We start from the raw sequence: 13,884 nt of genomic DNA, 5'->3' as shown, positions 1-13,884 counted from the left end.
CCGCCGCTTCTGCAGCAGCCCGCCGGGCTGACTGCGGGGGTGTGCCTGAACACCGGGAACAGCGATGGAAATCCTGCGAACGATAGACAAGAACGCGGAGCGCTGGCTGCTGTTGACCTTCTACGTGATGCTGGTCATCACCATGGCGATCGAGGTGATCCGGCGGGAGCTGTTTGCTTTCTCCTCGATCTGGGGCGAGGAGATCGTCCGCTATTCCTTCATCTACCTGGCCTGGATCGGCGCCGCAGCTGCGGTCAAGGAACGCGCGCATATCCGCATTGATGTGCTGATGCACTACCTCGGCCCCCGGCCCAAGGCGCTGCTCTACATCTTCGGCGACCTGGTGATGTTCATCGTCGCGCTGGTGGCGCTTTACTGGTCGTTCGAGACGGTGCTGGTCTCCGCCAAGTTCGGATCGGTCAGCCACGGGCTGCGGATTTCGATGGTGTGGTTCCTGATGGCGGTGCCCGCGGGCTTTGCCCTGATGATCTGGCGCCTGCTGCAATCCTTCCTGCGCGATTACCGCAGCCTTCGCGACGGCACACCCGTCTTTGAAGGCGACAAGCTGTTTGATTGAGGGGCTGAGGGATGCTGTGGAATTCACTCAATCAGACGGTCGAGCTGGGCTGGGACTTCTACCTGCCAGTGATCATGTTCGTGGCGCTGATCGCGCTGGCGGTGCCGGTCTGGGCCGCCATCGGCGCAGCAGCCATCACCATGCTGGTGATGTCGGGCGACCTGCCGCTCAGCGCTATCGGCGAAAGCCTGTTTACCGGTATCGACGCCTTTGCGCTGACTGCGGTGCCGCTTTTCATCCTGACCGGCGACGTGCTGGTGCGCACCGGGCTCAGCAAGAAATTCCTGGATGTGGCCGAGGCACTGACGTGCTGGACGCGCGGCGGCTTCGGCTCCGCCACGGTGCTGGTCTGCGGCATGTTCGCGGCAATCTCCGGCTCTGACGCCGCCGGTGCCGCCGCTGTGGGCCGGATGACCATCAACCGGCTCGTCGAAAGCGGCTATCCCCGCCCCTATGCCTGCGCACTGGTGGCGGCGGGCGCCTGCACCGGCATCCTGATCCCGCCCTCCATCGCCTATATCATCATCGGCCTGGTGCTGGGCATCTCCGCCTCCACCCTGTTTCTGGCGGCGCTGATCCCGGGCCTTGCGATCCTGGTGTCGATCCTGATCACCAACATCATCATGAACCGCCTTTATACCTATGAGACCGGCGGCAACATGGGTCTGGGCGAATGGCTGGGCAACCTGGGCCACTCGCTGAAATCCGGCTGGTATGCCTTCATCGTGCCGGGCATCATCTTCTACGGTATTTTCTCCGGCCGCTTGACCCCGACCGAAGCCGGCGCCACTGCCGTGGTCGTCACCATCCTGATGGGCTTCTTGCTCGGCACGCTGAAACTGTCGGATTTCCCGGCGATGCTGGTCAGTTCTGCCAAGGTGAACGGGGTGATCCTGCCGATCATCGCCTTCTCCGCCCCGCTGGCAGAGGCGCTGGCCATCATGGGTGTGCCGCAGGGGTTTGTGACCGCGGTGACCGGGCTGACCGATGATCCGGCGATGCTGATCCTGTTGATGATCTGCATCCTGATCGCCGCGGGCTGCGTGATGGAAACGACGCCCAACATCGTGATCCTGGCGCCGATCCTGAAGCCGCTCGCGGACAACATCGGCATGAACGAAATCCAGTTCTGCATCATGATGATCACCGCTTTGGGCGTGGGCTTCATCACCCCGCCGCTGGGCCTGAACCTGTTCGTCGTCTCCGGCATCACCGGCGAGTCCATTCTCAAGATCGCCGCCCGTGCCGTGCCCTTCGTGCTGACCATGCTGATCGTGGTGCTGCTGATCGCCTACTTCCCGCCGATCTCGACCACGCTGCTTCCTGATATCTACAAGTAGGACCCCCTGAAAATGACCCGAGAATACCTGAAAAAGGCTGCCCTGACCCCCAAGTCGGATGCCTCTGAGACCCACAAGATCGTGCAGGGCATCCTGGACGACATCGAGGCCGGCGGCGATGCCAAGGCACTGGAATATGCCGCCAAGTTCGACCGTTACGAAGGCAACGTGCTGCTGACGGCGGAGGAGATCGAAGCCGCCTGCGCCCTGGTGCCGGAGAAGCTCAAGGCCGATATCCGGTTTTCCCATGACAATGTGCGCCGCTTTGCCGAATTGCAGAAGAGCACGATGCAGAACGTGGAAACCGAAATCTCCCCCGGCTTCATCACCGGGCAAAAGGTAATCCCCGTGGATGCGGCGGGCTGCTACGTGCCGGGCGGGCGCTACAGCCATATCGCCAGCGCCATCATGACCGTGACCACCGCCAAGGTGGCAGGCTGCAAACACATCACCGCCTGCTCGCCGCCGCGCCCGGATACCGGCGTGGCCCCTGCCATCGTCTATGCCGCCCATATCTGCGGCGCTGACAAGATCATGGCGATGGGCGGCGTGCAGGGGGTCGCGGCGATGACCTTTGGCCTCTTTGGCCTGCCCAAGGCCAACATCCTGGTCGGCCCCGGCAACCAGTTCGTGGCGGAGGCCAAGCGCATCCTGTTCGGCCGCGTCGGCATCGACATGATCGCAGGCCCCACCGACAGCCTGATCCTGGCCGACAGCACGGCGGATGCCCATATCGTCGCCACCGATCTGGTGAGCCAGGCAGAGCATGGCTACAACTCGCCGGTCTGGCTGGTGACCAACGACCGCGCCCTGGCCGAAGAGGTGATGCGGCGGGTGCCGGATTACATCAACGACCTGCCCGAAGTGAACCGCGAGAACGCCACCGCCGCCTGGCGCGACTATGCCGAGGTGATCCTGTGTCCGGACCGCGAGGATATGGCGGCCTGTTCCGACGAATACGCGCCCGAGCATCTGACCGTGCAGGCAGAGGATCTGGACTGGTGGCTGGAGCGGCTCACCTGCTACGGCTCACTGTTCCTGGGCGAGGAGACCACGGTTTCCTACGGCGACAAGGCGGCGGGCACCAACCACGTGCTGCCGACCTCGCGCGCGGCCAGCTATACCGGCGGGCTCAGTGTCCACAAGTACATGAAAATCGTCACTTGGCAGCGCGCCACCCGTGAAGGCTCCAAGCCGGTGGCGGAGGCCACGGCCCGCATTGCCCGGCTGGAGGGGATGGAGGGCCACGCCCGCGCCGCGGACGTGCGGCTGGCCAAGTATTTCCCGGATGAAACCTTTGACCTGACCGCCAATGGCTGACCCGCGCACCCTGTTCGATCTGACAGGCCGGACCGCCTGCATCACCGGCGCCAGTTCTGGCCTGGGGCGGCGGGCGGCCATCGCGCTGGCCGCTGCCGGGGCGCAAGTGGTGGCGGTGGCCCGCCGGGCAGAAGCCTTGGAAAGCCTCTGCGCGGAGATCGGATCGAATGCGGCCTCCGTTGCGGCAGATGTGGCGGACCGCAGCGCGCTGGATGCGCTGCGGGCGGCTGTCGCGGCTCCCTTCGGGGCGCCGGACATCGTGATCCACGCGGCCGGCGTCAACACCCGGCAACCCGCCGATGAGGTCACCGCCGAGGGCTGGGACCAGACCCTGGCGCTAAACCTCTCGGCGCCCTTCTTCCTCAGCCAGGCTCTGGTGCCTGCGATGAAGGAGCGGGGCTGGGGGCGGATCGTCAATTTCGCCTCCCTCCAGACCACCCGCGCCTTCCCCGGCGGCATCGCCTATGGCGCCAGCAAGGGCGGCATAGGCCAGCTGACCCGCGCCATGGCAGAGGCCTGGTCGCCCTTTGGCATCACCGCCAATGCCATCGGACCGGGCTTCTTCCCGACCGAGCTGACCCAGGCGGTGTTCGGGGATGAGGCCCGCGCCGCCCGCAATGCCGCGCAGACCTGCATCGGCCGCAACGGCCGGCTGGAGGATATCGACGGGCCGCTTCTGTTCCTGTGCTCCGAGGCGTCGGCCTATGTCACCGGGCAAATCCTGATGGTTGATGGAGGGTTCACGGCGAAATGAAAGCCTTGGTTTATGAAGGGGTTGAGACGCTGGCGTTCCGCGACGTGCCGATGGCGGCGGGCCGCGACGGCGAGCATCTGATCCGTATCCAGGCCTCCGGCATCTGCGGCTCGGACATGCACGCCTACCTGGGCCACGACAGCCGCCGGCCCGCACCGCTGATCCTGGGGCACGAGGCCGCGGGGGTGATCGAGGACGGACCGCAGGCGGGCCGCCGGGTCACCATCAACCCGCTTGTCACCTGCGGCAGCTGCGCCGCCTGCACATCAGGGCGCGAAAACCTCTGCGCCAGCCGCCAAATCATCTCCATGCCCCCGCGCGAGGGCGCCTTTGCCCAGTTCGTGGCGATGCCGGAGCGCAACCTGGTGACGGTGCCCGAAGATGTGCCGCTGGCAAAGGCCGCCCTGGCCGAGCCGCTGGCGGTCAGCTGGCACGCCGCCCGGCTGGCGCTGGAGGCGCTGCATCCGGCGATGGAGCGCCGCGCGCTGGTGATCGGCGGCGGTGCCATCGGGCTGGCGGCCGCGCTGGCTCTGCGCGCGATGGGGGTGGAGGACGTCACGATCCAGGAACCCAACACCGCGCGCCGGGCCTTTCTGGCAGACCGCTGCGGCCAGAAAGCCGTTCCCGAGTTCCAGGGCATGGTGCCGCTGGTGATCGACGCCGTGGGCTATGCCGCCACCCGCGCCGCCGCCTCAGCAACCGCTGCGCCGGGCGGGGTGATTGCCCATGTCGGTCTGGGCGAGGACACCGGCGGTTTGGATATCCGCCGCATGACCCTGCAGGAGATCACCTTCATCGGCACCTACACCTATACCGCGCAGGACTTCCGCGACACCGCGCAGGCCATTTTTGACGGCCGCCTCGGCCCGCTGGACTGGCCGGAAACACGGCCGCTGTCGGACGGCGCCGCCGCCTTCCGCGACCTGCGCAGCGGTGCGGTGGCGGCGCCCAAGATCATCCTCGACCCCTGGGCCTGAGCCCGCGCCCCAAACAAACGGAGAGCAACCATGTATGACAATATCCTGGTTCCCATGGCCCTGGATCACGGGGTGTCCGGAACAACGCTGAAGGCCGCCGCCACCCTGTGCAACCCCGGCGGACACATCACCGCGCTGCATGTCTACGAGCCGCCGCACAGCTCTGTCACCGCCTACCTTGACGAAGACACCGTGCGCGAAGGCTACGACAAAGCCCGCGAGGCGCTGGCCGAAAAAACCGCAGGCCACGGCAATGTCACGGCAGAGATCGTCAAGGGCCGGTCCTACCGCGCCATTGTCGAATACGCCGAACAGCACGGCATGGACTGCATCATCGTCGGCTCCCACAAACCGGGGCTCAGCGACTTTTTCCTCGGTTCGACAGCCGCCCGCGTGGTCCGCCACGCGCCTTGCGCGGTGCATGTCTGCCGCACCTCCTGACCCCGAAACAAGACCCCCGAAGCAAAGGCAACCGACCATGAATATCGACAAGAGGATCGCTGACGATCTGGCGGCCAACGGCGTCTCCTTCGTCACGACCGTGCCCTGCAAGCAGCTGGCCGGCGTGATCGAGGAGATCGATCAGCGCGACGACATTTTCCATATCCCCTCCAACAAAGAGGACGAGGGCATGGGCCTGTGCGCCGGCGCCTGGATGGGCGGCAAGCGCCCGGCCATCATCATGCAGAACACCGCCATAGGCGTCACCATCAACACGCTGGCGACGCTGATCCAGTACTACCGGATGCCGCTTCCGATGCTGATCTCCTATCGCGGCGAACTGCGCGAGCCGGTGGCCTGCCAAGTGGAAATGGCGGTGCATACCAAGGCGCTCCTGGCCCAGCTCAACATCCCGACCTACCACTTCCATTGGCAGAAGGATGTGGAGGAATTCGACAACATCCTGAAATACACCTTCATGTGCAACAAGCCCGTTGCCATCCTAACTGACGCCAACTTCTGGGGAGGCTATGGCGACCAATGATCCGTTCCGAAATCCTGAAAGAGATCGCGCCCATCCTGCGCAATGAACTGGTGGTCTGCAACATCGGCATTCCGTCACAGGAGCTGCACGCAATCGACGACCAGCCCACCAATTTCTACATGCTGGGCACCATGGGGCTTGCCTCCTCCATCGGGCTTGGGCTGGCGCTGGCGCAGCCGAAACCGGTGATCGTGATCGACGGTGACGGCTCGATCCTCACCAACCTCGGCACCTTGCCCACCATCGGCAACAACGCGCCCTCCAACTACATCCTGATGATCGTCGACAACGGGTCCTATGGCTCCACCGGCGACCAGCCGACCTACACCAGCCAGCGCACCGATCTCGCCGCCATGGCCCGCGCCGCCGGCTGCGCCCGGGTGGTGGAGGTGCAGGACAAGGACACCGGCCCTGCCCTGGAAGAGGCCCTGGCCAGCGGTGAAGCCACTGTGCTGGTGGTCAAATGCGACAGCGGCAACGCCAAGATGCCGGTGATCACGATGGACCCGGTGGTGATCCGCGACCGCTTCATGAAGGCCGTGGCCGGCTGATGGCCGCAGGCGCCATCCATTCGGCCGAGGACGCCCGCCGCCTGGCCCGGCGGCGGCTGCCCTGGATGGTGTTTGACTATATCGACGGGGCCGCCGGGCAGGAAACCGGGGCGGCGCGCAACCGCGCCGCGCTGGATGCCATAACCCTGCGGCCCCGTATCCTGCGCGATGTCAGCCGCCGCTCGCTGGCGGTCCGGGTTTTTGGTGCCGAGGCAAACCGGCCCTTTGGCATCGCCCCTATGGGCATGTGCAACCTGTCGGCCCCGGGCGCCGATCTGATGCTGGCCCGGCTGGCGGCGCGCTACCGGGTGCCGCATGGAGTTTCCACCGTTGCGTCGACCCCCTTGGAAACCATCATGGAGGCGGCAGAGGGTTACGCCTGGTTCCAGCTGTATTTCAGCGGCGACGGCTCTGGCACCTTCAAGTTGGCCGAGCGCGCCCGCGCGGCGGGCTATCAGACGCTGGTGCTGACGGTTGATGTGCCGGAGGTAGGCCGCCGCCCGCGCGAATTGCGTCATGGCTTCAAAATGCCGTTCCGCATTGGCCCGTGGCAGTTCCTCGATTTTGCCCTGCACCCGCGCTGGTCGCTGACCACCCTGCTGAAGGGCAAGCCGGTAATGGCGAATTTCGAGATGGAGGGCTATGCCTTCGACCGCACCGAAAGCCGGGCGCGCGCCACCTGGGACACGCTGGCAAGGCTGCGTGATCTCTGGCCCGGCAAGCTGGTGGTAAAGGGCGTGCTGGACGTCGCGGATGCGCAGACGCTGGTTGCTGCGGGCGTGGACGCGATCCAGGTCTCCAGCCACGGCGCCCGGCAGCTGGAAGCAGCGCCTGCCCCGATTGAGATGCTCAGTAAAATCCGTTCGGCGGTAGGGCCGGACGTGCCGGTTTTCTACGACAGCGGCATCCGCTCTGGCGAGGACGTGCTAAAGGCGCTGTCAACCGGGGCGGACTTCACCTTCCTTGGGCGGATCCTGCAATTTGCCATAGCCGCAAGGGGCGAGGCAGGGCTGGAACAGCTGTGGGAGGCGCTGAGCGAAGAGCTGAGCATCGCCATGGCGCAAACCGGATTGACGTCATTGTCAGCTGACAATTTTAAGGCACGAGCATAGCCGCATACAGCCGGGCTGCAGGATTTCCTCAGAAAAACAAAGTTTTGACCGGCAACTCGCCCCCCCGCATAACGCAGGGCGGCAAGCAACCGGTGCAAATGCAGGCCCGCTCAGCCGGGCGCGCCTTCGACAATGACGATATTGGCGATGCCGGCGCCCTCACGGTGCGCTTTGGCGGCCTGGTATTCCGGCGAGTTGTAGCAGCTGAGCGCGGCTTCCATCGAGTCGAACTCGATCACCACGTTGCGCGGATGGCCATCGCCCTCCATCTGTTCGCAAGCGCCGCCGCGGGCAAGCACGCGGGCGCCGAATTTCTTGAACGCCTCCGTCGCGCCTTCGGCGTAGTTCTTGTAGGGGTCGGGGTTGGTCACGGTGACGTGGGCAATCCAATAGGCTTTGGGCATGCGGGCTCCGCTTGTCTGAAGGGGAAACCGGGGCGGCAGGCACCGCCCCGGCCAAAGGTTACTTGTTCAGGATCTTCGACAGTACCAGATAGGCGGCACCGGCCACGAACAGGCCAACGAACCAAGCGTAAGTGTAGATCGTGGCAAAGAAGTCCGAAGTGCCCGCAGTGATGCCGACACCGGCCAGGAAGCCCGGCAGGTTCGGCAGGATGCCGATCACCAGCGCCCAGACACCGGCCCAGTTGGTGCCGTTGCTGCCGGAGTAGATGCCGTTCATCTTGAACAGGTCGGCCACTTCCAGCTTGGTCTTGCGCAAGAGGTAGTAATCCGCCAGCATCACGCCGGCGATCGGACCCAGCAGCGCCGAATAGGCGATCAGCCAGCCGATGATGTGGTTCACCAGGACCCAGGGGAACATGGCGATGCCGATGCCCGCGGTGATGTAGCCGCCGCGCTTGAGGTTGATCTTGCTCGGCGCCAGGTTCGAGAACCCGTGCGCCGGCGCAACCACATTGGCCGCCAGGTTGGTGGTCAGCGTCGCCACGATCAGCGCAAACAGCGCGATGATCACCGAGAACCCGCCCATCTTCTCAGACAGCTGGATCGGATCCCAGATCGCCTCGCCATAGATCACCACGGTGGCCGAGGTCACGGCGGAGGCGATAAAGGCAAACAGCGCCATCGGGATCGGCAGGCCGACCATCTGGCCCAGCAGCTGGTCCTTCTGGCTTTTGGCGTGGCGGGTGAAGTCGGGGATGTTCAGCGCCAGCGTCGCCCAGAAACCGATCATGCCGGTCAGGCTCGGCCAGAAGACAACCCAGAACTGGCCTTCCTGCGGCTGGCCCGGGTCAAAGGCGCTGGGGGTCGACAGCATCTCGCCAAAGCCGCCTGCGTTCACATAGGCCCAAGCCAGCAGCGCCAGACCCATCGCCAGCAGGAACGGGGCTGCGTAGGTCTCCAGCCAGCGGATCGACTCGGTGCCGTTGGCGATGAAGTAGAGATGCAGCGCCCAGAAGGCGAGGAAGCAGATGAACTCACCCGCGCTGATGCCCAGCACCGGCAGTGCTTCACCGGCCAGCGCGCCGCCAGTCAGCGTGTTCAGGATCACAAAGATCGCCGAGCCGCCGACCCAGGTCTGAATGCCGAACCAGCCGCAGGCGACGACGCCGCGGGCCACCGCCGGGATCTTGGCGCCGGTCGGCCCGAAGGAGGAGCGCAGCAGCACCGGGAAGGGAATCCCGTATTTGGTGCCGGCATGGCCCACCAGCACCATCGGGATCAGCACGATGGCGTTGGCCGCCAGAATGGTCAGCACCGCCTGATCCCAGCTCATGCCGGAACCGATCAGGTAGGACGCCAGCAGGTAGGTCGGGATACAGACCACCATGCCGACCCAAAGCGCGGCAATTGCCAGCCAGTCCCAGGTGCGTTCCGCCGCCGTCGTCGGCAGCTGGTCCTCGTTATATAGTTCGGGGTCGATCCCGGTGAGATCCACCCGCGGCGGCGCCTCGGCGCCGGGCGCGGAATACCCGCTTGTTATTTCAGCCATTTTGAGTTTTCTCCCTGTTATGTGGCTTCTTTCGCTGCCTGCTTCTGCGGCAGGCAACACATGCAAAAGTCCCCGGCCTGCGCCGGGGACCATGATCAGACGCAGGCCGGCATGTTTTCAGCCGAGCGCACAACCTGGCGCGGCGCGGTGACCTCTTTCCACTTGGACAGCGCCTTGTTGACCTCAGGGTAGGCGGGCCGTTCGACAAACCGCCCGTGCCCCGGGGTGGCGCAGACAGTGCCGTCGTCCACCGCCACCTCGCCGCGGCTGAGGGTATAGCGCGGCAGGCCGGTCACCTCACGGCCCGCGAAGACGTTGTATTCCACCACCGACTGCTGGGTCTCGGGCGAAATCGTCTTGGTTTTCTTCGGATCCCACACCACCAGGTCGGCGTCGGAGCCTTCCACGATCGCTCCCTTGCGCGGGTAAATGTTGAGGATCTTGGCGATGTTGGTGGAGGTCACGGCGACAAACTCGTTCGGGGTCAGCCGCCCGGTGTTGACACCCTCGCTCCACAGGACCGGCATCCGGTCTTCCAGACCGCCGGTGCCGTTCGGGATCTTGGTGAAATCGTCGATGCCGGTGCGTTTCTGATCCACGGTGAAAGCGCAGTGGTCGGTGGCGACCACCTGCAGCGAACCCGCCTGAAGGCCGGCCCAGAGGCTGTCCTGATGCGCCTTGTCGCGGAACGGCGGCGACATCACCCGCTGCGCGGCGTGGTCCCAGTTGGGATGGCGGTATTCGCTCTCATCCAGCACCAGATGCTGGATCAGCGGCTCGCCAAAGACACGCATGCCCTTCTGGCGCGCCCGGCGGATCGCCTCATGCGCCTGCTCGCAGGAGGTGTGCACCACGTAGAGCGGCACGCCCGCCATGTCGGCGATCATGATGGCGCGGTTGGTGGCTTCGCCCTCGACCTCGGGCGGGCGCGACAGGCCGTGGCCCTCGGGGCCGCGAATGCCGTCGGCCAGCAGTTTCTGCTGCATGGTGGCCACCACATCGCCGTTTTCCGCATGAACCATCGGCAGCGCCCCGAGCGCGGCGCAGCGGCGGAAGCTGTCAAACAGCTCGTCATCGTCCACCATCAGCGCGCCCTTGTAGGCCATGAAGTGCTTGAAGGAGTTGATGCCCAGATCAACGACCTGCTGCATCTCCTCAAACACCTGCTCGCTCCACCAGGTCACCGCCATGTGGAAGGAATAATCGGCGCAGGCGCGTTTCGACTTGGCGCGCCAGGCCTCCAGCGCCTCCAGCATCGACTGGCCGGGGCTGGGCAGGCAGAAGTCCACCACCATGGTGGTGCCGCCGGCCAGGCCCGCGCGGGTGCCGGACTCGAAATCATCCGCCGAATGGGTGCCCATGAAAGGCATCTCCAGATGCACATGCGGGTCGATGCCGCCGGGCATGACATAGCAGCCCTCGGCGTCCAGCACCTTGTCGCCGTTCAGGCCGGTGCCGATCTGCACGATCTTGCCATCCTCGATGGCGACATCGGCGGCATAGCTGCGGTCGGCGGCCACAATGGTGCCGCCCTTGATCACGGTTCTTGCAGTCATAGTCTTCACTCCACGACTTCTGCGGTTTCCAGCACGGCGTGCAGCAGCACATCCGTCCCTGCCGCTGCCCACTCACGGCTGATTTCCTCATCCTCGTTATGGCTGAGGCCATCGACACAGGGGCACATCACCATGGCGGTAGGCGCAACCTTGTTGATCCAGCAGGCATCGTGACCGGCGCCGGAGATGATGTTGCGGTGCGAATAGCCCAGCTTTTCGGCGGCGCTGCGCACGGCAGAGACGCAGGTCTCGTCAAAGGTGACAGGATCGAAATGGCCAACCTGCTCGATCTCCAGGCCAAGTTCCAGCTCCTCGGCGATTTTCGCCGCACCTTCGCGGAGGCGCTTCTCCATGTCCGCTTGCGTGTCGAAGCTGGGCGAGCGGAAGTCGATGGTGAAGACTACCTTGCCCGGCACGATGTTGCGGCTGTTAGGGTAGTAGTCGCAGTGACCCACGGCGCCGACCGCGTCGGGCTGGTGGCTCATCGCGATCTCATGCACCAGATCGGTGATCCGCGCAGCGCCCAGGCCCGCGTTACGGCGCATCGGCATCGGGGTGGAGCCGGTGTGCGCCTCCTGCCCTGACAGCGTCACCTGAAGCCAGTTCAGGCCCTGGCCATGAGTGACGACGCCGATGTCCTTGCCCTCGGCTTCGAGGATCGGACCCTGTTCGATATGCAGCTCGAACATCGCGTGCATCTTGCGGCTTCCCACCGGCTCGTCGCCGACATAGCCGATGCGGGCCAGCTCCTCGCCGAATTTCTTGCCTTCCGCATCTTCGCGCGCATAGGCCCAGTCCTGCGTATGAACGCCCGCAAAAACACCCGAGGACAGCATCGCGGGGGCAAAGCGGGTGCCCTCCTCGTTAGTCCAGTTCACCACCACGATCGGGCGGCGGGTTCGCAGCCCCTGATCGCGGATCGAGCGCACCACCTCAAGCCCCGCCAGCACGCCAAGGACACCATCGTATTTGCCGCCCGTGGGCTGGGTGTCCAGATGGCTGCCCATCATCACCGGATCCAGATCCGGCTCCGCGCCTTCAAGCCGGGCAAACATGTTGCCCATGCTGTCGACGCCAACCGTCATGCCGGACTCTTCGCACCAGCGCTTGAACAGGTCACGGCCTTCCTTGTCGGCATCGGTCAGCGTCTGGCGGTTGCAGCCGCCGCGCAGGCCGGGGCCTTTCTGCGCCATCTCCATCAGCGTGTCCCACAGGCGGCTGCCGTTGATGCGGGCGTTGCTTTGCACGTCTTTCATGTCTTTCTCCCTGTTCCGCCCCTGCCCCGCGCCATTGGGGCGCAAGCCAGGGGCAGGCCCTTACGCGATGAGCGACTCGGCCAGAATGCCGATCAGCTCGTCGATTTCTTTCTTTTCGATGATCAGCGGCGGCGACATGGCGATGATATCGCCAGTGGTGCGCACATGCGCGCCCTTGTCCCAGGCGCGAAGGTAGGTGTCGAAGGCCCGCTTGGTCGGCACGCCCGCCACCGGCTCCAGCTCCACCGCACCGACCAGGCCCGCGCAGCGGATGTCCTTCACATGCGGCAGCCCCTTGAGGCTGAACAGCGCATCAGCCCAATAGTCCTCCAGCGACGCCGCACGCTCGAACAGTTCCTCCTCGCGGTAAGTGTCCAGCGCCGCCAGCGCCGCCGCGCAAGCCACCGGGTTGCCCGAGTAGGTATAGCCGTGAAACAGCTCGATCATATGCTCGGGGCCGGTCATGAAGGCATCGTGGATTTCGCTGCTGATCATCACCGCGCCCATCGGGATCACCCCGTTGGTAAGCCCCTTGGCGGTGGTGATCATGTCCGGCTCGACGCCATAGTAGTCGGCGCCAAACGCGCGGCCCAGACGGCCATAGGCGGTGATCACTTCGTCGAAAATCAACAGGATGCCGTGCTCCCGGGTGATCTCGCGCAGGCGCTGCAAGTACCCTTTCGGAGGCAGGATCACCCCGGCGGAACCCGCCATCGGCTCAACGATCACCGCGGCGATGGTCTCACCCCCGTGCAGCTCGATCAGCCGCACCAGATCCTCCGCCAGCTCCGCGCCATGCTCCGGCTGGCCCTTGGTAAAGGCGTTGCGCTCCGGATCATGGGTGTGGCGCAGGTGGTCAACCCCGGTCAGCAGGCTGCCGAAATGGCGGCGGTTGTTGACGATGCCGCCGACCGATATGCCGCCGAAATTGACCCCGTGGTAGCCCTTCTCGCGGCCGATCAGCCGGGTGCGGCCCGGCTCGCCCTTGGCCTTGTGGTAGGCCAGCGCGATCTTCAGCGCGGTTTCCACCGATTCCGAACCGGAGTTGGTGAAGAACACATGGCTCAAATCGCCCGGCGCCAGATCCGCCAGCCGCGCGGCCAGCTCGAACGCCTTGGGGTGGCCCATCTGGAAGGCCGGCGCGTAGTCCAGTTCGGTGACCTGCTTCTGCACCGCCTCGGTGATACGCGGCGCGGCGTGGCCTGCATTGACGCACCACAGGCCCGCGGTGCCATCCATCACCTTCCGCCCGTCCGTGGTGGTGTAATACATGCCCTCGGCCGAGGCGACCATGCGCGGCGACTGCTTGAATTGCCGGTTGGCCGTGAACGGCATCCAATAGGCGTCCATGGCGTTTGCGCGTTTTGGATCAGTGGTCATATCCAAATCCTTTTCTTGAGAGTGTTCAGGCCGCAATCTGGTTCAGCAGCGTATCGAGGCTCTGCTTCGCATCGCCGTAGAACATGCGGGTGTTTTCCTTGAAGAACAGGGGGTTCTCGATGC

The 13,884-nt window shown here is 65.0% G+C and carries 14 protein-coding genes; 9 read left to right on the top strand and 5 right to left on the bottom strand.

Annotation, left to right across the window (positions count from 1 at the left end; translation table 11 throughout):
• The first annotated feature begins 64 nt into the window (after nt 1-64).
• The 9 genes from AC4HIX_RS19865 to AC4HIX_RS19825 are packed head-to-tail and all read left to right on the top strand — an operon-like array spanning nt 65 to nt 7,616.
• Nucleotides 65-577, top strand: a complete 513-nt coding sequence (locus AC4HIX_RS19865; protein ID WP_475053333.1) for a TRAP transporter small permease — start codon at nt 65-67, stop codon at nt 575-577.
• Nucleotides 578-588: 11 nt separating this feature from the next.
• Entirely contained in the window at nt 589-1,917 is a 1,329-nt protein-coding gene (locus AC4HIX_RS19860) for a TRAP transporter large permease (RefSeq protein WP_475053335.1), read from the top strand.
• A 12-nt stretch (nt 1,918-1,929) separates the two neighbouring features.
• Nucleotides 1,930-3,237 carry a histidinol dehydrogenase gene (gene hisD / locus AC4HIX_RS19855; protein ID WP_475053337.1) on the top strand — a complete coding sequence of 436 codons (1,308 nt, stop codon included), beginning with the start codon at nt 1,930-1,932 and terminating at the stop codon, nt 3,235-3,237.
• Complete coding sequence (locus AC4HIX_RS19850) at nt 3,230-3,991, top strand: SDR family NAD(P)-dependent oxidoreductase (RefSeq protein WP_475053340.1); 762 nt, start codon at nt 3,230-3,232, stop codon at nt 3,989-3,991. Before hisD ends, AC4HIX_RS19850 begins: the two co-directional genes overlap by 8 nt.
• Nucleotides 3,988-4,968: an alcohol dehydrogenase catalytic domain-containing protein gene (locus AC4HIX_RS19845; protein WP_475053343.1), complete on the top strand. Its 981-nt coding sequence runs from the start codon at nt 3,988-3,990 to the stop codon at nt 4,966-4,968. Before AC4HIX_RS19850 ends, AC4HIX_RS19845 begins: the two co-directional genes overlap by 4 nt.
• Nucleotides 4,969-4,998: 30 nt before the next feature.
• Nucleotides 4,999-5,409, top strand: a complete 411-nt coding sequence (locus AC4HIX_RS19840; protein ID WP_490400257.1) for a universal stress protein — start codon at nt 4,999-5,001, stop codon at nt 5,407-5,409.
• A gap of 37 nt (nt 5,410-5,446) precedes the next feature.
• Entirely contained in the window at nt 5,447-5,953 is a 507-nt protein-coding gene (gene comD / locus AC4HIX_RS19835) for a sulfopyruvate decarboxylase subunit alpha (RefSeq protein ID WP_475053345.1), read from the top strand.
• Nucleotides 5,950-6,504: a sulfopyruvate decarboxylase subunit beta gene (gene comE, locus AC4HIX_RS19830; RefSeq protein ID WP_475053347.1), complete on the top strand. Its 555-nt coding sequence runs from the start codon at nt 5,950-5,952 to the stop codon at nt 6,502-6,504. The genes comD and comE overlap by 4 nt, the downstream gene beginning before the upstream one ends.
• Complete coding sequence (locus AC4HIX_RS19825) at nt 6,504-7,616, top strand: alpha-hydroxy acid oxidase (protein WP_475053350.1); 1,113 nt, start codon at nt 6,504-6,506, stop codon at nt 7,614-7,616. Before comE ends, AC4HIX_RS19825 begins: the two co-directional genes overlap by 1 nt.
• A 110-nt stretch (nt 7,617-7,726) precedes the next feature.
• On the opposite strand, the gene AC4HIX_RS19820 is transcribed toward AC4HIX_RS19825, so the two are convergent.
• The 5 genes from AC4HIX_RS19820 to aptA all read right to left on the bottom strand — a co-directional run bounded on the left by AC4HIX_RS19820 (nt 7,727) and on the right by aptA (nt 13,761).
• Entirely contained in the window at nt 7,727-8,020 is a 294-nt protein-coding gene (locus tag AC4HIX_RS19820; protein ID WP_475053352.1) for a DUF1330 domain-containing protein, read from the bottom strand.
• 58 nt (nt 8,021-8,078) lie between these two features.
• On the bottom strand, nt 8,079-9,569 hold the full coding sequence (locus tag AC4HIX_RS19815) for an NCS1 family nucleobase:cation symporter-1 (protein WP_475053355.1): 1,491 nt from the start codon (nt 9,567-9,569) through the stop codon (nt 8,079-8,081).
• Nucleotides 9,570-9,664: 95 nt separating this feature from the next.
• Nucleotides 9,665-11,125, bottom strand: coding sequence for a dihydropyrimidinase (hydA, locus tag AC4HIX_RS19810; protein ID WP_475053358.1), 1,461 nt, complete (start codon nt 11,123-11,125; stop codon nt 9,665-9,667).
• Nucleotides 11,126-11,130: 5 nt separating this feature from the next.
• Nucleotides 11,131-12,381 (bottom strand): Zn-dependent hydrolase, encoded by a 1,251-nt coding sequence (locus tag AC4HIX_RS19805; protein WP_475053361.1) that lies wholly within the window; start codon nt 12,379-12,381, stop codon nt 11,131-11,133.
• A gap of 60 nt (nt 12,382-12,441) precedes the next feature.
• On the bottom strand, nt 12,442-13,761 hold the full coding sequence (aptA, locus tag AC4HIX_RS19800) for an omega-aminotransferase AptA (RefSeq protein WP_490400256.1): 1,320 nt from the start codon (nt 13,759-13,761) through the stop codon (nt 12,442-12,444).
• Nucleotides 13,762-13,884 lie beyond the last annotated feature (123 nt).

The sequence above is a fragment of the Leisingera sp. genome (assembly GCF_982940295.1).
The sequence above is the reverse complement of the archived record's forward strand: the minus strand, read 5'-3'. Positions and strand labels throughout refer to the sequence as shown.